The 17,747-nt window shown below is 71.6% G+C and carries 20 protein-coding genes; 12 read left to right on the top strand and 8 right to left on the bottom strand.

Going from position 1 to position 17,747, the window contains the following annotated elements; all coding sequences use genetic code 11:
- Positions 1-124: 124 nt before the first annotated feature.
- The 3 genes from M3C17_RS08590 (at position 125) to M3C17_RS08580 (ending at position 2,776) form a co-directional block, all read left to right on the top strand.
- Complete coding sequence (locus M3C17_RS08590) at positions 125-382, top strand: hypothetical protein (RefSeq protein WP_259977242.1); 258 nt, start codon at positions 125-127, stop codon at positions 380-382.
- An 89-nt stretch (positions 383-471) separates the two neighbouring features.
- Entirely contained in the window at positions 472-2,190 is a 1,719-nt protein-coding gene (locus M3C17_RS08585) for a cytochrome bc complex cytochrome b subunit (RefSeq protein WP_259977241.1), read from the top strand.
- Positions 2,168-2,776 carry a hypothetical protein gene (locus M3C17_RS08580; protein WP_259977240.1) on the top strand — a complete coding sequence of 203 codons (609 nt, stop codon included), beginning with the start codon at positions 2,168-2,170 and terminating at the stop codon, positions 2,774-2,776. Before M3C17_RS08585 ends, M3C17_RS08580 begins: the two co-directional genes overlap by 23 nt.
- 11 nt (positions 2,777-2,787) lie before the next feature.
- On the opposite strand, the gene M3C17_RS08575 is transcribed toward M3C17_RS08580, so the two are convergent.
- Genes M3C17_RS08575 through M3C17_RS08565 form a run of 3 tightly spaced genes read right to left on the bottom strand, consistent with a single transcriptional unit; the run spans position 2,788 to position 5,035 of the window.
- A complete protein-coding gene (locus M3C17_RS08575; RefSeq protein ID WP_259977239.1) occupies positions 2,788-3,717 on the bottom strand; it encodes an isoprenylcysteine carboxylmethyltransferase family protein in 930 nt (309 codons plus the stop codon).
- A 47-nt stretch (positions 3,718-3,764) separates the two neighbouring features.
- Complete coding sequence (locus tag M3C17_RS08570) at positions 3,765-4,568, bottom strand: SDR family oxidoreductase (protein WP_259977238.1); 804 nt, start codon at positions 4,566-4,568, stop codon at positions 3,765-3,767.
- Between the two features lie 8 nt (positions 4,569-4,576).
- The gene (locus M3C17_RS08565) at positions 4,577-5,035 is read right to left on the bottom strand and encodes a MarR family winged helix-turn-helix transcriptional regulator (protein ID WP_259977237.1); all 459 of its coding nucleotides are present in this window, start codon (positions 5,033-5,035) and stop codon (positions 4,577-4,579) included.
- Positions 5,036-5,210: 175 nt separating this feature from the next.
- On the opposite strand from M3C17_RS08565, the gene M3C17_RS08560 reads away from it, so the two are divergent.
- From M3C17_RS08560 to M3C17_RS08530, 7 genes are read left to right on the top strand one after another with little or no spacing between them, the layout of a single operon-like run.
- Entirely contained in the window at positions 5,211-6,404 is a 1,194-nt protein-coding gene (locus M3C17_RS08560) for an ROK family transcriptional regulator (protein WP_259977236.1), read from the top strand.
- A 42-nt stretch (positions 6,405-6,446) separates the two neighbouring features.
- Entirely contained in the window at positions 6,447-7,742 is a 1,296-nt protein-coding gene (locus tag M3C17_RS08555) for an extracellular solute-binding protein (RefSeq protein ID WP_259977235.1), read from the top strand.
- Between the two features lie 15 nt (positions 7,743-7,757).
- Positions 7,758-8,723 (top strand): carbohydrate ABC transporter permease, encoded by a 966-nt coding sequence (locus M3C17_RS08550; RefSeq protein WP_259977234.1) that lies wholly within the window; start codon positions 7,758-7,760, stop codon positions 8,721-8,723.
- Positions 8,720-9,559, top strand: coding sequence for a carbohydrate ABC transporter permease (locus M3C17_RS08545; RefSeq protein ID WP_259977233.1), 840 nt, complete (start codon positions 8,720-8,722; stop codon positions 9,557-9,559). The genes M3C17_RS08550 and M3C17_RS08545 overlap by 4 nt, the downstream gene beginning before the upstream one ends.
- Before the next feature lie 22 nt (positions 9,560-9,581).
- Complete coding sequence (locus M3C17_RS08540; RefSeq protein ID WP_259977232.1) at positions 9,582-11,045, top strand: glycoside hydrolase family 3 protein; 1,464 nt, start codon at positions 9,582-9,584, stop codon at positions 11,043-11,045.
- The gene (gene nagA, locus M3C17_RS08535; protein ID WP_259977231.1) at positions 11,042-12,184 is read left to right on the top strand and encodes an N-acetylglucosamine-6-phosphate deacetylase; all 1,143 of its coding nucleotides are present in this window, start codon (positions 11,042-11,044) and stop codon (positions 12,182-12,184) included. The genes M3C17_RS08540 and nagA overlap by 4 nt, the downstream gene beginning before the upstream one ends.
- Positions 12,181-13,020, top strand: a complete 840-nt coding sequence (locus M3C17_RS08530; RefSeq protein ID WP_396819892.1) for a sulfite exporter TauE/SafE family protein — start codon at positions 12,181-12,183, stop codon at positions 13,018-13,020. The genes nagA and M3C17_RS08530 overlap by 4 nt, the downstream gene beginning before the upstream one ends.
- Here M3C17_RS08530 and M3C17_RS08525 read toward each other — a convergent pair.
- The 5 genes from M3C17_RS08525 to M3C17_RS08505 form a co-directional block, all read right to left on the bottom strand.
- Positions 12,989-13,306, bottom strand: a complete 318-nt coding sequence (locus M3C17_RS08525; RefSeq protein WP_259977229.1) for a hypothetical protein — start codon at positions 13,304-13,306, stop codon at positions 12,989-12,991. The genes M3C17_RS08530 and M3C17_RS08525 overlap by 32 nt on opposite strands.
- On the bottom strand, positions 13,306-13,572 hold the full coding sequence (locus tag M3C17_RS08520; RefSeq protein WP_259977228.1) for a hypothetical protein: 267 nt from the start codon (positions 13,570-13,572) through the stop codon (positions 13,306-13,308). The genes M3C17_RS08525 and M3C17_RS08520 overlap by 1 nt, the downstream gene beginning before the upstream one ends.
- A gap of 242 nt (positions 13,573-13,814) precedes the next feature.
- A complete protein-coding gene (locus M3C17_RS08515) occupies positions 13,815-14,099 on the bottom strand; it encodes a hypothetical protein (protein WP_259977225.1) in 285 nt (94 codons plus the stop codon).
- A gap of 99 nt (positions 14,100-14,198) precedes the next feature.
- Entirely contained in the window at positions 14,199-15,704 is a 1,506-nt protein-coding gene (locus M3C17_RS08510) for a glycoside hydrolase family 3 protein (protein ID WP_259977224.1), read from the bottom strand.
- 60 nt (positions 15,705-15,764) lie between these two features.
- Positions 15,765-16,892: an aminotransferase class V-fold PLP-dependent enzyme gene (locus M3C17_RS08505; RefSeq protein WP_259977223.1), complete on the bottom strand. Its 1,128-nt coding sequence runs from the start codon at positions 16,890-16,892 to the stop codon at positions 15,765-15,767.
- Between the two features lie 229 nt (positions 16,893-17,121).
- On the opposite strand from M3C17_RS08505, the gene M3C17_RS08500 reads away from it, so the two are divergent.
- Entirely contained in the window at positions 17,122-17,256 is a 135-nt protein-coding gene (locus M3C17_RS08500; RefSeq protein WP_259977222.1) for a hypothetical protein, read from the top strand.
- 153 nt (positions 17,257-17,409) lie between these two features.
- Positions 17,410-17,747: hypothetical protein (locus M3C17_RS08495; protein ID WP_259977221.1), on the top strand; the 338-nt coding region annotated here is incomplete at its 3' end.

The raw sequence follows: 17,747 nt of genomic DNA, 5'->3' as shown, positions 1-17,747 counted from the left end.
GGTCGTCTCGTGTCGCATCTCGCTGGTGGAACCGCCCCCGCAGCCTCCTCGTCGCACGCGCCGACCTCCTCGGTGCCGTGCCCTCCCGCCGACGTGCTTCCAGCACTCTGCGAAGGGAGGTTCCGTGGACGCCCTCTTCGGAACGATCATCGGTGCGGTCATCCTGCTCGTCATCCTGGGGATCGCGCGGTCGTTCAGCCGCGGCTACGCCCACGACGTGCGGTACGAGGACCTCACGCACGACCGGCTGCACGCCCTCACCGAGGGGGATCTGGCTGCGCTCGAGACGCGCGACGTCGACGCATGGTCGCGCCTGCGCGTGCTGGAGCGCCGGATGACGGCCCTGCGCGCCAGGGCCGCCGCGCTCCGCACCGAGTCCTGATCCGGCAGGGCGTCAGCGCCCGCAGCCCCCACTGACGCGCCAGCCCCCTTCCGCCCGCCCATCACCTGACCCATCCCGAAGAGGACCCCATGGCCACGACGCACACTCGCGACCAGGCACCGCAGGACGCCCCGCCTCCACCGCTCGGAGGCCGCTTCGTCGGCGCCGCCGCGAACTACATCGACGAGCGCACCAGCATCTCCGGGATGGTGAAGGCGCTCGGCCGCAAGGTGTTCCCCGACCACTGGTCCTTCATGCTCGGCGAGATCGCGCTGTGGGCGTTCGTGGTGGTGTTCATCACGGGCACCTTCCTGACGTTCTTCTTCCAGGCGTCGATGGTGCCGACGCACTACACGGGCGCGTACGCCCCGATGCGCGGTATGGAGATGACGGCCGCCTTCGACTCGGCCCTGCGCATCTCCTTCGACATCCGCGGCGGACTGCTCGTGCGGCAGATGCACCACTGGGCGGCGCTGGTGTTCGTCGCCGGCATCGGCCTGCACATGCTGCGGGTGTTCTTCACCGGGGCGTTCCGCAAGCCGCGCGAACTGAACTGGGTGATCGGCTTCGTGCTGTTCATCCTCGCGATGGCCGAGGGCTTCACCGGCTACTCCCTGCCCGACGACCTGCTCTCCGGCAACGGCCTGCGCATCATCGACGGCATGATCAAGGGCCTGCCGCTGATCGGCACCTGGACCTCGTTCCTGCTGTTCGGCGGCGAGTTCCCCGGCACCGACATCATCGGCCGCCTGTACACCCTGCACATCCTGATCCTGCCGATGCTGGTGATCGCGCTGATCGCCGTGCACATGATCCTGATGATCGTGAACAAGCACACCCAGTTCGCCGGCCCCGGCCGCACGAACGAGAACGTCGTCGGCTTCCCGATCATGCCGGTGTACGCGGCGAAGATGGGCGGCTTCTTCTTCATCGTGTTCGGTGTGATCGCGCTGCTCGGCACGTTCTTCCAGATCCTGCCGTTCTGGGTGTACGGGCCCTATGACCCATCGCCGATCTCGGCGGGAACCCAGCCGGACTGGTACATCGGCTTCGCGGACGGCGCGCTGCGACTCGCTCCCCCGAACTGGGACGTCGTGCTGTTCGACCGCACCTGGTCGTTCGGCATCATCGTGCCCGTCGCCGTGATGGGGCTGTTCATCCTGACGGTGCTGTTCTACCCGTTCATCGAGGCGTGGATCACGGGCGACAAGCGCGAGCATCACATCGCCGAGCGTCCGCGCAACGCCCCCACGCGCACGGCCATCGGTGCGGCCGGCGTCATCTTCTATGCGGTGCTGTGGGCGGCCGCGTCCTCCGACCTCATCGCGACGCACTTCATGCTGACCATGGAGGGCGTGATCCACTCCCTGCAGGCGCTGCTGATCCTGGGGCCGGTGCTCGGCTACTTCGTGACGAAGCGCATCTGCCTGGCGCTGCAGAAGAAGGACCGCGAGGTCGTGCTGCACGGCTTCGAGACCGGACGCATCGTGCGGCTTCCCGGCGGCGAGTTCGTCGAGGTGCACGAGCAGGTCGACGAGTATGAGCGCTGGAAGCTCATCGACGTGGAGACGTTCGCCCCGCTCGTGGTCCGGCCGAACGCGAAGGGCCGCATCCCGTGGCATCAGAACGCGCGCGCGGCGCTGTCGCGGTGGTTCTTCGAGGATCGGCTCGCCCCGCTGACCCAGGCGGAGGTCGACCGTGCCGGTGCGCACGGTGCAGGACACGGCGCGCACGGCGCTGTCGACGCCCCCGAGGCATCGCTCACCGCCGGAGACGACAGGGAGCATGGCGCAGACGCGGACCGCTGACGCCGACAGGCTCCGCGGGGTGGGCCTGGGCATCGGCGTGGTGGTCGTCGTGCTCGGGTTCCTCCTCGCGGGCTGGACGGGGGCCCTGGGGGCCTTCGCCATCGTGATCGGGTTCGGCACGGTCCGCCGTGCCCGGCGCCGCCGAACCCGATCACCTCGGCCGTCCTTCGACTTCGCCGTGCTCGACGTCGGCGGCGACAGCGCTCCGTGCCTGCTGCTGCGTCTGCCGCCGGGTGCCGAGGAGCCGGAGGCGGAGCTGCTGCGCGCCCACGGCTGGAGCACGCTGGAGCCGCCTGTGAACGGTCCGCTCGCGCCGGTGCGCCGTGTGGGCGTGGAGTTCCGCGGTGACGACGACCTGCGGCTGCGCGACCTCGCCGTGCCCGGAGCCGCGTACGCGGAGGCGGTGCGCCGCGGGACGGTGCCCCGCGGATGGGGCGCGGCGGCGGAGCGGACGGGGTGGGTGCTGCTCCTGGCCGTGGCGGAGCACGACACTCCGTTCGGGGCCGACGGCGTGGTGCGTTCGCCCGTGCTCGGCGCGTACGGGCTGCTGCACGGCTCCCCGGCGCTGCGGCGCTCAGGCGGCTGAATCAGGGCGCCTCACGCGGGGACGCGGGGGCGCCGCGGGATCCAGCAGGCCACGCGGTCGCGGTAGGCGCGAAAGTCAGCGCCGAACCGCGCCTCCAGGTCCGCCTCCTCCAGGGGCCGCACGAGCGCGTTCCACACCAGCGAGCCGCACAGCGCGTAGAGCACCACGAGCCACGAGCCCGCCATCAGGCCGACCGCCACGCCCTGCGCGATCCCGCCCACGGCCATCGGGTTGCGCACGAAGCGGTACGGGCCCGCGACCACCAGTCGCCGCGGCATCGCCGAGGGCAGCGGCGTACCCTCGCCCTGGACGGACATGGAAGCCGCCGACCACATGGACAGCGCGAACGCGAGAGCGAACAGCACGGCCCCGCCGACGCGGACGGCCGCGGGGAACGGCACGTGCAGGCCCCACCGATGCTCGACGAACACGATGACGGCGGGCAGCGCCACCAGGAACACCGCCGAGAACACGAGGATCTGCAGCGCCGTGCGCGAGAGGTGTGCCACGGGGCGGGCGGTCGTCGCCAGCCGGAAGCGGAACGGTCCGCGCAGCAGCCACTCGGACGGCACCCGCCCGGTGAGCACGAGCACCGCCGCGCCGATCGACCCCAGCGCCGCGGCGGCCATGAGCAGCGCGCCCCACCCCGCCGCACCGGTGACCGTGGCGTACAGCGCCATGCCGGCGGCGACCACGGCCGTCCATCCGGTGGCCACCCAGACCGCGGCCGGCCAGCCGAGCGCCGCGAGAGCAGACCCGAGCACGAACAGCGGGACGTCGAGCAGGGCGACGAGCGGCGCATCGAGGGTGCCGAGGGTGGCGGTGCGCACGCCCGGCTGCGTGAACACGCCGATCCACCAGGCGGCGCCGGCGAGAGCCTGCAGCCCGAAGAAGAGACGACCCCAGGAGCGCGGCGACATCGAGCGCCACAACTCCCCCATGGCGGTCAGTCTAGGTCAGGCGGGGGCTCTCGCCGGTCGGGCGGAGGTCAGCCGCGCGGGGCGTCGTTCCAGGACCAGATGTCGTCGCCGCGGAACACGGCGTCGGCGCCGCCGTCGCAGTAGATCGTCTGTCCCGCCATGTGGGTGTTGACGGGGCTCGTCAGCCACACGAGCAGCTCGGCGATGGAGGACGCGGGCTGGTGGTAGTTGAGCGGCATCGGCACCGCGGCGTCGACCTGGGCGAGGCCTTCCGGGGAGGCGAGCAGTCCCGCGGTCATGGCGGTCGTGACGGTGCCGGGGGCGACCGCGTTCAGCGGGATCCCCGCGCCGGCCCAGGCCGGGGTGATCGACTCGCGCCGCACCCACCGGGAGAGCGCGCGCTTGCTGGACGAGTAGTTCAGGAACCCGGCTTCCGGGGTGGCGGCGAGGCCGTCGCCGATCTCCAGGGCCTTGGCCTCGTCACCGGCGAGGGCGGTGTCGACGAGCTCGGCCGAGACGGGCTGCAGCGAGGCCATCGACGAGACGACGGCGGCGCGCGGGGCATCGGCGAGGCTCAGTGTCGGCTGCAGGGCGGTGAGGAACTCGGTCACGCCGAAGAAGTTGATCGCCATGGTCTTCGCGATGGGCGCCGAGACGCCGGCGCAGGCGATGACGGCGTCCACGCTGCCGTCGGCGGCCTCGATCGCGGCCTCGGCGGCGGCGATCCGGCCGTCGTGCGTGGAGAGGTCACCGTCCACCTCGACGCCGGACAGGTCGACGCCGACGACGGTGTGTCCCTGCGAGCGGAGCAGTTCGGCGGTGGCGGCACCGATTCCGGATGCCGAGCCGGTGACGATGTATGTGCGGGTCATGATTCCTCCTAGATGTGCGGTGCGGGGTCTGTGCCGGACAGGCCGGCCACGAAGCGGGTGAGCTGGTGGCGGAAGGTGGCGACCTCCTGCGCGGTCCAGCCGGTGAGCGCGTCGCCGACCATGCCGTGGCCGGCGGCGACGAGACGGTCGTAGGCGCGGGTGCCGGCCGCGGTGAGCCGCACCTCCACCGTGCGTCCGGAGCGGACGGGGTCCACAACACCCTGGGCGGCCATGCGGGCGACGAGCTTGGACGTGGTCGGCCGCGACATCGAGGAGTGCCGGGCGAGCTCCCCCGACCCCATCGCGCCGCCGTTCATGCCGAGCAGGTACAGCGCCCGCAGTGCGGTGGGGTCGAGTTCCACGTCGACGGCTTCCGCGACGTGCCGCTGGAGATCGCTCTGACTCCACTCCGCGACGACGCGCACGAGGGCGACGTGGATGTCCGCGACCTCGGGGGTGTGGGTCATGCGACCAGTCTACTCCTTCAGTTGCCTGGGGCAACTATCGCAGGCGAGACGATCTCCGCCCTGGTCGGACGGGGTTTTCAGACGGCGTGAGACAGAGCCGGAAATCCGGCTTTGCGCCGCGATTCCGCTGTTGTACAGTGGGCCGCGTCCAATTAAGTTCAGTCTGAGAGTAAATGTGACCAAGGCTCCGTCCCTCCGCGCATCGAACCGCAGCCGCGTGCTCGCCGAGCTGATCTCGGGTGCCGAGCTCGAGCGCACCCAGCTCGCCGAGACCACCGGCCTCAGCCGCGCGACCGTCTTCCGCGTCGTCGACGAGCTGCTCGCCTCCCAGCTCGTCGTCGAGCGCAGCGCCGCACACCGCAGCGGGCCAGGGCGCCCCGCCACGACCGTCCGTCTCAACCCCTCCGCGCGACTGATCGCCGGGATCGACCTGGGCGGCACCAACTGCCGCATCGCGGTCGCCGATGCGCTCGGCAACGCCCTCGTCCGCGGACGGTACCGCACCCCGGCGGAGCTCGACGCCGCAGACTTCGCCGCCTGGCTCGCCGACCGCGTGACGGAGCTCATCGATGCGCACGGCGAGGGAATCCCGCTCGGGTCGGTCGCGCTCGGCGTGCCGGGTGCCGTCTCGGGCGACCGCAAGCGCATCCTCGGAGCCCACAACCTCCCGCAGATGCTCGGCGCCGACTTCGTGCAGGCCGTCGAGCAGGCCTTCGACGTGCCGGTGCACATCGACAACGACTCCAACCTCGCCCTCTACGGCGAGCTCGTGTGCGGCTCGATCGACGGCTCCGCCTCCGCGGTGCTGCTCGCCCTCGGCACCGGTCTCGGCACGGCCGCCGCCCGCGACGGACGGGTCCTCGCCGGCCCCGACGGCGCACTGGGCGAGTTCGGCCGGCTGCGCCTCCCCGGCCGCGCCGAGCGGCTGCGGGACCTCGTATCGGGCGCCGGCCTCGCCGCACACGCCAAGGCGAGAGGCGCCGACATCGACACCGCCGAGGACCTCTTCGACCACCCGGAGGAGTACGCCGAGATCCTGAGCGACGTGCACGAGGCGCTGCTGCATCTGGTCTCCCTGGTCACGCTCGCGTACGAGCCCGCCACCATCGTGATCGCCGGCGGCTTCGCGAAGGCCTTCGGCGACGACGTGCTCGAGCGCCTCCACGACGAGGTGCGCGACATGGTCAACGTCGACACCCGGATCCGCCGCAGCGAGCTCGGCGGCGCCGCCGGCCTTCTCGGCGCCATGGCCGCCGCGCTCAGCCAGCTGCACGCGTCCGTCGGGGTCCTCGATGAGCACGCCACGCTCGTCCCCGTGGAACGCGAGCGCATCATCCGCGCACTCGCCGCCTCCCCCACCGCGGCCTAGCCGTCGCAGTCTTCCCCCTCAATGACGAAACGGAGAACGACCATGAGATCCACCCGAATCACCGCTATCGCGGCAGCGACGCTGCTCGTCCCGCTCGCGCTCGCCGGCTGCAGCTCCGCCGGAACCGAACCCGACGCGGGCGAGACGAGCGGCACCCTCACCGTCTGGATGATGACCGGCGGCCCCGGCGACAAGCCCATCATCGAAGACGTCAACGCCGCGTTCCAGGAGAAGTACCCGGACATGGACGTCAAGGTCGAGATCCAGCAGTGGGACAACATCGCCACCAAGCTGACCACGGCCCTCGCCTCCGGCAACGGTCCCGACATCGTCGAGATGGGCAACACGCAGACGCCGCTGCAGACGTACTCCGGCGGCCTGCTCGACATCACCGACGACAAGGGCTCCTTCGAGGACTCCGACAGCTGGCTCGCCGGTCTCGCCGACCCCTCGACGCTGGACGGACGCCTGTACGCGACCCCGCTGTACGGCGGCACGAAGGTCGTCATGTACAACAAGCAGATGTTCGCCGACGCGGGCATCACCGAGATCCCCGGGACCCTCGACGAGCTGATGGCCGCCTGCACCACCCTCAACACGGCGAACGCGGCGACCGCGAACTTCTCCGGCTTCTACATGCCGGGGCAGTACTACTTCGCGGGCGTGCCGTTCATCTTCGGCGCGGGTGGCGACGTCGCCGTGCAGGAGGACGGCGAGTGGAAGGCCACGATGAGCTCGAAGAAGGCGGTGGAGGGGCTGACGGCGTTCACCGAATTCCAGAACACGTGCTCGACCCCGTCGTCGGTCGGCGTGAACACCAACAACCCCGACCAGACCCAGATCTTCGCCGACGGGCAAGCGGCCATGGCCTACGTCCGCGGCTGGGAGCCGGCGGCCGTGGTCGAGAAGAACCCCGCGATGGAGGGGAACATCGGCTACTTCGTGATGCCCGGCTACGAAGAGGGCGAGCCGCTGCCGGTGATCGTCGCCGGCTCCACCATCGGCATCGCCGCCGACACCGACTTCCCGGAGGCGGCGAAGGACTACCTGCGCATCATCACCGGCGGGGAGATGCAGGCGCGGTTCGGCTCGGAGCTCAACCTCATCCCGATCTCCCCGACCTTCACGCCGGACGACATGCCGGAGCACATGATCGTGGCGAGCGAGGCGGCCAAGAGCAACAAGTCCCTTCCCGCCAGCCCCGGGCAGTCGACGCTGGAGAGCGAGCGGTACAACGAGCAGTTCTTCTCCTCCGTCGTCGGCGGGGCCGACTTGGAGAAGGCCACCGCCGACTACGACGCGTACGTCACCAAGACGCTGAACGCCTACGGCGACTGACCAGAAGCAGAGAGCATGACGAAACTCGCACCCGCCGCCCCCGTCCGGTCCGCGCGACCGGGCGGGGCCGGCCCGGCGCGACGCCGCCGGAGCCGTGGCAGCGCGCTGCCCTACCTGCTGGTCGCCCCCGCGGCGATCGTCCTGGTGGTGATCCTCGGCTACCCGATCGTGCGCCTCGCGGTGCTGAGCTTCCAGAAGTACGACTCCCGGTCGCTGTTCACCGGCGAATCGCCGTTCGTCCTCTTCGACAACTACGCGGACGTGCTCGGAGACCCCGAGTTCTGGATGGTGCTGCTGCGCACGTTCGCGGTGACGCTGCTGTGCGTCGCGCTGCTGATGACGCTGGGCTTCCTCCTCGCGCAGCTGCTGCTGCGCACCTCCCCCTGGGCGCGTCTCGCCCTCACCGTCTGTCTCGTGCTGGTCTGGGCCATGCCGATGGTCGCCGCGGCCCTCATCTGGCAGTGGCTGTTCCAGCCCCAGTACGGCGTCGCGAACTGGCTGCTGACGCAGCTCGGCGTCTTCGGCGACCTGCGGGCGCACGACTGGTTCTCGAACCCCGTCGAGGCGCTCGCGCTGATCGTGCTGCTGATCGTGTGGAAGGGGCTGCCGTTCGTGGTGCTCACCATGTACGCCGCGCTCGGGCAGATCCCGACCTCGATGTACGAGGCGGCAGGGCTCGACGGCGCCAACGCGCTCGACACCATCCGGCACATCACGCTGCCGATGATGCGGCCCGTGCTCGCGATCCTCATCGTGCTGGAGGTCATCTGGTCGGTGAACTCGTTCACGCCGTTCTGGGTGCTGACCCAGGGCGGACCGTCGGGGCAGACCACGACGCTCGCGGTGTACTCCTACACGACCGCGTTCAGCGCGAACGACTACGGCGGCGGTGCCGCGATCTCGATGATCACCGTGGGGCTGCTCGCCGCCTTCGCCGTGTTCTACGTCCGACGACAGGTGAAGCAGGTGGATGTCCGATGAGCCGCAGCAGCTACCTCAGCAGGCGCCGCACGGTCGCGAACGTCGTCGCGGTCGCGGTGGCCGTGGTGATGATCTTCCCCGTCTACTGGATGTTCAACACGGCCTTCAAAGAGCCCGGCAGCATCATGAGCCAGACGCCCGAGTTCTTCCCGTGGCCGATCAGCGTGGACAACTTCGCCCGCGCCCTGGACTCCTCGAACTTCTGGGTGTTCTTCCGCAACTCCCTGGTGGTGTCGCTCGCGACCGTGGTCCTCTCCATGATCGTGGCGCTCGGCGCCTCGTTCGCCAGCGCCCGCTTCTCGTTTATCGGCCGCAAGGTGCTGCTGGTCGTGCTGGTGCTCGTGCAGATGATCCCCGGGTCGGCCATGGTCATCCCGCTGTACCTCATGCTGCGGCAGGTCGGCGCCCTCGACGTGCTCCCCGGCCTCGTGCTCACGTATCTCACGTTCGTGCTGCCGTTCGCCATCTGGACCCTCCGCGGCTTCGTCGAGGGGATCCCGGTGGAGCTCGAGGAGGCCGCCATGGTGGACGGTCTCAGCCGCTTCGGGGCCTTCGTCCGCGTCGTGCTGCCGCTGCTCGCCCCCGGGGTCGTGGCCACGTCGATCTTCGCCTTCATCAACGCGTGGGACGACTACCTGTTCGCCTACGTCATCATGCGCTCGCAGGAGAACTACACGCTGCCGGTCTGGCTGGTGTCGTTCCAGACCTCCGAGGGCGTCGACTACGGCGCGATGATCGCCGCGTCGACCATCTTCTCCATCCCCGTGCTCATCTTCTTCCTGCTCGTGCAGCGCCGCCTGGTCGCCGGAATGACCAGCGGCGCGGTCAAGGGCTGACCCGATCCCCCGAGGAGAACCCATGACAGACATCGCCCGCCTCGCCCACGGCGTGCTCTTCCCCGGCGTGGGCCGGACGCGGCTCCCCCGCTGGGCCGCCCCGCGTATCGCCGCGGGCCTCGGCGGCTTCGTGATCTACGGCCGGGACATCGTCTCCGCCGCGCAGGTGCGTGAGCTCACCGCGGCCATGCGGGCGGAGAACCCGCGACTGCACCTCGCCACCGACGAGGAGGGCGGCGACGTCAGCCGACTGGAGAACGCGGGAGGGATCTCCGTGCCGGGGAACTACGCGCTCGGCGCGATCGACGACGAGGAGAGCACCCGGCGCATCGCGCGCGAGATCGGGCTCTCCCTCCGCCAGGCCGGCATCGACTGGGATCTGGCCCCGGCCGTCGACGTGGCGGTCAACCCCTTCAGCCCGAACGGCATCCGCACCTTCGGCGCTGACCGCGCGCAGGTGAGCCGGCACGCCGCCGCCTGGATCGAGGGGCTGCAGTCCACCGGGGTCAGCGCATGCGCGAAGCACTTCCCCGGTCACGGCCTGAGCGGCACGGACGCCCACCTGGGCACGCCGCAGGTCGATCTCTCCCGCGAAGACCTCATCGAGCACTACCTCGATCCGTTCCGCGCCGCGATCGACGCCGAGGTCGACAGCATCATGGTGTCGCACGTGCGGCTCTCGCGCATCGATCAGCTCCCCGCGTCGATCAGCCGCCCGGTGATGACCGGGCTGCTGCGCGAGGAGCTGGGGTTCGACGGCGTCATCATCACGGACGCCCTGGAGATGCGCGGGGTGCGCGACCACGCCGGCATCGGCGACGCCGCGGTGCTCGCGCTCGCCGCGGGGGCCGATGCGCTCTGCCTCGGGTCGTGGTCCTTCGGGGAGGACGTGGACCGCGTCGTCGCGGCGATCACGGCGGCGGTGGACGAGGGTCGGCTCGACGCCCAGCGGCTGGAGGAGGCGAACGACCGTCTCGCCCGCATGGGCTCGCGTCCCGCCGCGGACGCAGAGCCCGATCCGACGCTCGGGGAGCGACTGGCCCGCGAGGTGATCTCCGTCGGCGGCGATGCCGCGGTGACCACGCAGAACGTGCTGGTGGTGCGACTGGACCCCGTCGCCTCCCCGGCGGCCGGACGGGCCGAGGGCGACGTGGAGCGCTTCCTCACGGAGGGCGGACTGACCGTGGAGACCATCCGGCTCTCGGCGGACACCTACGCGGGCGAGCAGATGCTGTCGGGTGCGGTGTCCGAGTTCGCCGAGGAGTACGGGGACGACGGCACGCTCGTGCTGCTGCTGCGCAGCCCGCACCGCTTCGACTGGCAGGAGCCCGTGATCGCGCAGCTCCGCGCCGACCACCCCGAGGCGATCGTGCTCGACATGGGCGTGCAGCACGACGACCACTCGGACTTCCGCGCCTGGGTGCGCACCTACGGCTCGTCCCGTGCGTGCGCGCTCGCCGCGGCCGACGCCCTGCTGGGCCGATGACGGTCGTCGCCGGGCGGCACGTGGTGACCCCGGACGGGGTGCTCGATGGATGGCTCCGCGTCGAGGGCGGCTGCATCGCCGAGCTCGGCCATGGTCCTGCGCCCGCCGCGGACGCCATGCTCGATGCGGGCGAGGGCTGGGTCCTGCCCGGGTTCGTCGACCTGCACTGCCACGGCGGCGACGGCGCCTCGATCTACGCGGGGACGCGCGAGGACGTGGTCGCCGTCGCCCGCGGGCACCTCGCCGCAGGGACGACCGCGATGTTCGCCTCCGTCGCGACGATGCCGGCGGAGGCCATGCGGCAGGCGGTGCGCCGCATCGTGGAGGTCGTCCGCTCGGGCGAGGCCCCCTCGATCGTGGGCGTCCACCTGGAGGGACCCTTCCTGTCGCCGCTCCGCCGCGGGGCCCAGAACGGATCCGCGCTCCGCCGCCCGGACGCCGCCCTGCTGGAGGAGCTGCTCGCCGACGCCGAGGATCTCCCCGTGATCATGACGATCGCGCCCGAGCTCGACGGGGCGGTCGAGCTGATCGCCGCCTTCGCGGATCGGGTGCTGTTCGCGCTCGGGCACAGCGACGCCGACGTCGTCCAGGCCGCGGCGGCCTTCGACGCGGGCGCACGACTGGTGACGCACGCGTTCAACGCCATGCCGCCGCTCGACCACCGACGCCCCGGGCTCCTGGGCGCGGCCCTGGTCGACCAGCGGGTGCGCATCGAGCTGATCGCCGACGGGCACCACCTCCACGACGCGGTGCTGCGGTTCGCTGCGACCGCGGTGGGCCCGGAACGGGCGGCACTGGTCACCGACGCGTCCGCCGCCGCGGGTCTCGCCGACGGCGACCACTCGTTCCCGGATCGGCTGGTGTCGGTGCGCGGCAGCCGCGTGACCCTCCGCGGCACGGACACGCTCGCCGGCTCCGCGCTGCGGCTGGCCCACGCGCACGCCAGGGTGCGCGGTCTCGGCATCGACCCCCTGGCGGCGGGACAGCTGGCGTCGGGCACCGCGGCGGCCCTCGTCGGTCTTCACGACCGCGGCGCTCTGCGCGTGGGAGCCCGCGCTGACGTGGTGCTGCTGGACCAGGAGCTCCGCGTGCAGACGGTCGTGCACGCCGGCGCGGTCGTGCCGCGGTCCTCCCGATGAGCCGTCCGCCGAAGGGCGACACCCCCGAAAGGAGTGCCCGCGTGACCCGCAGCACCGACCACCGCGGCGCACGCGCCGTGCTCCTCTTCCTCGGCATCGGCCTCGCCGCGGGACTGCTCTCCGGGCTGTTCGGGGTCGGCGGCGGCACGGTGATCGTGCCGCTGCTCGTGCTGCTGTGCGGTTTCGATCAGCGTCGTGCGGCGGGCACCTCGCTCGCGGCGATCGTGCCGACCGCGAGCATCGGGGTCATCTCCTACGCGGTGTCCGGCAATGTCGCGTGGGTGCCTGCGCTGATCCTCGCGGCCGGCGCCGTGGTGGGGGCGCAGCTCGGTACGCGCCTGCTGCCGCGCATCTCGCAGACCGTGCTGCGGTGGCTGTTCGTCGCGTTCCTGGTGCTGGTGATCGTGAGTCTGTTCCTGGTGGTCCCGTCCCGGGAGGCGGCCCTCGATCTGACCTGGCCGACGGGCATCGCCCTGCTGGTGCTCGGCGTCGGCACCGGCGTGCTGTCCGGCCTGATCGGTGTGGGCGGAGGCATCGTGGTGGTGCCGTTCCTGATGATGGTGTTCGGAACCAGCGACCTGGAGGCGAAGGGCACGTCCCTGCTGATGATGATCCCGGCCGCCCTCTCCGGCACGGTCGGAAACCTCCGCACCCGGAACGTGGAGCTGCGCCCCGCGCTGCTGATCGGCATCGCGGCCTGCACGACCACCGCGCTCGGCGCCTGGACCGCGACGCTCGTCGACCCGGTGGTCGGCAACGCGCTGTTCGCCGTGTACCTCGTCGGCATCGCGGTCCAGATGGCGCTCAAGGCGTGGCGGGGGCGGTCCGCGCGCTGACGTAGCCGGTGGAGGCGGTGTCCTCGACCAGCGCGAAGGAGAGCGTGCCGCCGGTGTCGGATCGCCGACGCCACAGTCGCTCGCGGCCGTCGGCGTAGTCGAGCACGATCCAGGCGGGCGGTGTCGGCTCGGTCGGCACGACCACGACGGAGTTCCCGCTCAGGCCGGGCGACGCCAGCTGGGCGACGGCGTGGTCGGGCGGGCAGTCCGTGGCCTCGGCTCGCAGCTCGGCGGCGTGCACCCGGAGGATCTGCTCGGGAGTGCGCGTGATGGTGGAGCGCCGCATCAGGAGGCACCGCCCGCGCGCAAGGCCCATTCGCGCGTATCCGTCGCGCCGCGGTGATCCAGGTAGGCGCGGATCACATCGTGCACGAGCTGGATCTGCGCCTCGTTCCCCATCGCGGCCTGCATGGAGCCGACCGCGGGAGCGGGCTTGCCGTCGATGCGCTCGAGAGCCTCCCAGATGATGTCCTCGCGGGCGCCGCGTCCCATCGCGTGCGGCATCGACGGGATGGCGGGGCTCGTGCGACCGGTGGGTCGTGTCTCTTCCATGACGTGTTCCTCTCTGCGGTACGACGGCAGGCTCGCGCGGAGGGGTGCGGATGCCCCTGGCGGCGCGCACGCCGGAGAGGGGGACGAGTCCCCCTGCGATGGTGCGCGAGCTGCGACCCGCGTGCTCCTCCGGATCGTCGTCTGGCGCGACGGGAGGAGCCTCGGCCTGGCCGTCGGTTCCCTCCGACCGTACCACGTTGTTTTGAGTCATTCAAAACAACGGGCGAAGGGCGCGCCGTCGATCAGTCCCCGTGCGGCGCCTCGCTCCGACCTCGCAGGTACTGCTCCACCTCTCGACGAAACGCCCGCTCGCGCCGCCGTCGTGCCTCCACGAACGCCCACTGCGCCGCCGCCCACAGCAGGAAGGCGGAGGCGAGCACCAGCTCGAACCACATCCCGCGGGCGTCGGTCGTCGTGCGGGCGGCGAGGACCATGCCGAAGGCGACGCCGCACAGGACGAGCGTTCCTCTGGCGCTGCGCGGTTCCAGGGAGACGACCCACCAGGGCCAGGGGGACGGGGTGTGCACGGCGGGCTCCTCACCGGGGTCGTCCCCAGACAGGTCATCCCGCCGGAGGTCGTCCTCCGCCGTTCTGCTCCGAGGCTATCAAGGCCCCCGGCAGGCGCCTCAGGCCCCGATCAGCAGCCGCGCGACGTGTACCGCAGTCGCCCGCGACGCCCCGAGGGCGCGCACGGCCCTCGCGGCTTCGGGCGGCGTCTCCTCCGGCCACCCGGCGTACACCACGACCGCGTCGGGGCGCGCCCGCAGCACCGCCGTGAGCACGGCCGCCTCGAACGGACTGCTCTGCGGCTGGTTCACGAGCAGAACAGCCTCTCCGTGGTGGGCAGCAGCTGCCGACGCGGCGTGGACGGCGGCTTCCGCCTCGGTCAGCCCCGCGAGCGAGATCCGCTCCACCGCGCGCGACTCCCGCAGCGCGACGGTGAAGAAGTCGGCGGCCTCGCCCACGGCGATGCTGCGCTTGGTGCGGGCGTCGATCGCCAGCACCTCGCCCCCGCGCAGCCGCACGTCGCCGATGACGACAGTGGCGCGCGCGGCCGGGGCGGCGCCGTCGAACGGGCCTGGGCGTCCCGGCGCGGGAGGCTGTCGACGTCGCCAGGCCGCGAGTTCGGCGAGGCGCGCGGCGGCGTCCTCCGCACGCGCGAGCGGCAGCTCCCCCGATTCGAGGGCCGCGATGACCGCGTGCAGCACCTCCAGGAACTCGACCTCGTCCGTGCGCTCTCCGCCGACCTGTGGGTTGAGGGCGGGGTTGCCGATGCACACGAGGTCCGCGCCTGCGACGAGAGCGGCCACCGCCCCGGGGCCGGAGCCGACCGTGCCGCGGATCGCCGCCATGTCGACGGCGTCGGTGATGAGCACGCCGTCGAAGCCGAGCTCGCGTGCCAGGGCCAGGCTCGCCGGATTCATCGTCGCGGGCTGATCGCCGAGTCCCGGGACGCGGATGTGCGCGGTCATGAGCGCCTTCGCCCCGGCGTCGATCGCAGCGCGGAAGGGCGGGAGGTGCACCGCGTGCAGCTCGTCGAGCGTGATGTCGGCGGTCGCGGCGGCGAGGTGTGAATCGGTCACGGTGTCGCCGTGCCCGGGGAAGTGCTTCGGGCAGGCGGCGACTCCGGCGCGCTGGAGACCGCGCACGTAGGCGGCGGCGTGCCGCGACACCACCTCGGGATCGGCGCTGAACGAGCGGACGCCGATCACCGGATTGCGGGCGTTCGCGTTCACGTCGACGGTGGGGGCCAGATCGATGTCGACACCGGCGGAAGCCACGAGCTCCCCGATCCAGGCAGCGGTGCGCTCCGTGAGGTCGAGGTCGTCGATGCGACCGAGGATCGCGTTGCCGGGGGTGGAGGAGCCGGCCGCGGCCTCCAGCCGGGTGACGATGCCGCCCTCCTCGTCCACGCCGATCAGGGCGTCCGGGTTGGCGTCGTGCAGCTCGGCGGACAGAGCGCGCACCTGCGAGGGATCGGCCGCGTCGATGTTCTGCTCGAAGTAGACGGCGCCGGCGAGGCCCTGGTCGAGGGCGCGCCGTAGCCAGTCCGGCGCGGTGCGACCCGCGAATCCGGGCCACAGCAGGCTGTGGGCGAGGCGGCTCAGGGCGGGGTCGCGCAGAGCGGGCATGGAGTTCCCTCGTGCCGTCGGGTGTGGTCACGACGAAACTAAACTACAAACAGCGCGCGGTCAATGAAAATTCATAACCTCGATCGGATCGACGCGCGGAGCGCAGGCGGCGATCACCGCACGGAGCAGCGGCTGCACCTGGGCGGGCGACAGACACTGCGGATTCAGTGCGAGGTCGTCGCCGTCCACGCCCACCACGATCGCCGGGTCTCCCGTGCGGAGTGCGGCGGCGACCTCAGCCGCCGTGCGGTGGAGCGGCCGCACGTACACCCGCGGGATGGAGGCCGGTTGGATGCCAGGCCGGGTCAGCAGGTGTCGACGCGCCTCCAGTCCGCTGACGCCGCGCAGTCCGCGCAGCAGCTCGTCGTTCCTGCGCTCCCACTCCGCGAAGCGCGCGCTCTCGTCCCGGCGTGCGAACAGCTCCACCGCGGTCATGAGTCCGACGATGGTCTCCTTGTCCGTCTTCATCGCGCGGCCGATGCCGTGGTGCGGGTAGGCGAGGGCCGTGCACCGGTCGATGAGCTCGACGCCACCCAGGATCATGCCGGAGGACTGCGGTCCGCCGATCTCCTTGCCGCCGCTCACCACCACGAGGTCAGCGCCTGCCGCGAACCGCCGCGCCAGGCCCGTTCGCGGAGGCAGCTCCGCCGCGGCATCCACGACCACGCGGACACCGCGCTCCCGCATCACCGCTGCCACGATCTCCAACGGCAGCGAGCCCGCAACGCCCTCCGCCTCCGCCATGAACAGCAGCAGCGCCGTGCGATCGGTCACCGCGGCCCGGAGCTCCTCAGCGGTGACCTCGTCCCCCGAGCCGACCTCGACCACGCGCAGTCCGGCCGCCGTCACCGCCGCGTCGTACCGGTTCCGGTGTGCGCGCAGCATGAGGCACTCCCCCGGGCGGCCGTCGTCGGGCGGTCGCTGCTCGGCCGCCTCCTCCGCACATGCGGCGGCCGCCACCACGAGCCCGGCCGCCGCGCCCGCCGTGACGCACGCCGCATCGACCTCGAGCGCGTCCGCGATGCGCTCCCCCGCCCGACGCTGGAGTGCGTGCAGGTCGACGAAGGCCCCGGCGGCCTCTCGCATGGCATCCAGCACCTGCGGAGCCATCAGCGACCCGCCCACCGCGGTGACGGTTCCCCACGCGTTGATCAGCGGCTGCAACCCCAGGTCCTGGTAGACGCCCATGTCGCGACACGTTAGCGGCTCGGTGGTCCCGCCGGTCTCGCGACGCGATGCGGCTCGGGCCTTCGCGGCCTCAGCGGACGTCCTCCCGACGCCGGATCCCGACGCGTTTCGCGAGCCCTCAGACAGCCCGCGCGACGAGCGGTTTTCTCCCGTTCAGCGGGAGATTTGACTTCCCTGCGCTTCCGGGTATGGTCAGGGGTTACGCCAGCCACGAAAAGGGGAAGCGCACATGTCAGGAAAGTCCACACCGGGTCGCGCCGGAAAGAAGGCGCCGCAGCTCTCGCTCAAGGAGAAGCGGGCCGCGAAGCGGGCCAAGAACGCACCCGATGAGTTCCTGAAGCCTCGCAAGGGCGCGAAGGGCTGAGGAACCGCGCCGGGCGGGTGCGCGGGAGCGACAGCCGCGCGCGCCCGCCCGGGCTGCCGGACCGACTACCCCGCGCGTGCGCACCTGTCAACGGTGGTGCTCGGTCGTCGCTCGCGACGGACGCTGGACTCTCATCCATGAGAGGAGCGCACCATGTCGAATCCCGAGGCACTCATCAACAGCCAGGAGCCGATGCAGCCCGAGGAGGAGGACCTGGTCGAGTCCGATGACCAGCCGACCGACCACTCCTTCCCGACGGATGTCGGCGGCGCCGCCTCCCCGGACCGCGAGGGCGTCGCGGCGCACCTGGCCGAGCGCGGTGGTGACGAACCCGGCGTGAGCGAAGAGGTTCCCGCGGGCGGAGCCGGCGCGGATGCGGGAGCGGGTCAGGCCGCCCGGGTCTCCCCGGAGTCCGACGCGAGCGTGTCGGACGAGTCGATCCACAACGACGAACCGGGTGTCGGCACGCGCCGCGCCGACGACGCCCCCGA

Origin of the sequence: Microbacterium sp. p3-SID336 (assembly GCF_025143365.1) — a bacterium.
Taxonomy (GTDB): Bacteria; Actinomycetota; Actinomycetes; order Actinomycetales; family Microbacteriaceae; genus Microbacterium.
Note: the sequence above shows the minus strand (reverse complement) of the source record. Positions and strands in the feature narration are given on the sequence as shown.

What these genes read in the sequence shown, in the direction of transcription:
- M3C17_RS08585 (WP_259977241.1), top strand. Translation starts at nt 472, where the DNA reads ATGGCCACGACGCACACTCGCGACCAGGCACCGCAGGACGCCCCGCCT.
- M3C17_RS08580 (WP_259977240.1), top strand. Translation starts at nt 2,168, where the DNA reads ATGGCGCAGACGCGGACCGCTGACGCCGACAGGCTCCGCGGGGTGGGC.
- M3C17_RS08575 (WP_259977239.1), bottom strand. Translation starts at nt 3,717, where the DNA reads ATGGGGGAGTTGTGGCGCTCGATGTCGCCGCGCTCCTGGGGTCGTCTC.
- M3C17_RS08570 (WP_259977238.1), bottom strand. Translation starts at nt 4,568, where the DNA reads ATGACCCGCACATACATCGTCACCGGCTCGGCATCCGGAATCGGTGCC.
- M3C17_RS08565 (WP_259977237.1), bottom strand. Translation starts at nt 5,035, where the DNA reads ATGACCCACACCCCCGAGGTCGCGGACATCCACGTCGCCCTCGTGCGC.
- M3C17_RS08555 (WP_259977235.1), top strand. Translation starts at nt 6,447, where the DNA reads ATGAGATCCACCCGAATCACCGCTATCGCGGCAGCGACGCTGCTCGTC.
- M3C17_RS08550 (WP_259977234.1), top strand. Translation starts at nt 7,758, where the DNA reads ATGACGAAACTCGCACCCGCCGCCCCCGTCCGGTCCGCGCGACCGGGC.
- M3C17_RS08545 (WP_259977233.1), top strand. Translation starts at nt 8,720, where the DNA reads ATGAGCCGCAGCAGCTACCTCAGCAGGCGCCGCACGGTCGCGAACGTC.
- M3C17_RS08540 (WP_259977232.1), top strand. Translation starts at nt 9,582, where the DNA reads ATGACAGACATCGCCCGCCTCGCCCACGGCGTGCTCTTCCCCGGCGTG.
- nagA (WP_259977231.1), top strand. Translation starts at nt 11,042, where the DNA reads ATGACGGTCGTCGCCGGGCGGCACGTGGTGACCCCGGACGGGGTGCTC.
- M3C17_RS08530 (WP_396819892.1), top strand. Translation starts at nt 12,181, where the DNA reads ATGAGCCGTCCGCCGAAGGGCGACACCCCCGAAAGGAGTGCCCGCGTG.
- M3C17_RS08525 (WP_259977229.1), bottom strand. Translation starts at nt 13,306, where the DNA reads ATGCGGCGCTCCACCATCACGCGCACTCCCGAGCAGATCCTCCGGGTG.
- M3C17_RS08520 (WP_259977228.1), bottom strand. Translation starts at nt 13,572, where the DNA reads ATGGAAGAGACACGACCCACCGGTCGCACGAGCCCCGCCATCCCGTCG.
- M3C17_RS08510 (WP_259977224.1), bottom strand. Translation starts at nt 15,704, where the DNA reads ATGCCCGCTCTGCGCGACCCCGCCCTGAGCCGCCTCGCCCACAGCCTG.
- M3C17_RS08505 (WP_259977223.1), bottom strand. Translation starts at nt 16,892, where the DNA reads ATGGGCGTCTACCAGGACCTGGGGTTGCAGCCGCTGATCAACGCGTGG.
- M3C17_RS08500 (WP_259977222.1), top strand. Translation starts at nt 17,122, where the DNA reads ATGTCAGGAAAGTCCACACCGGGTCGCGCCGGAAAGAAGGCGCCGCAG.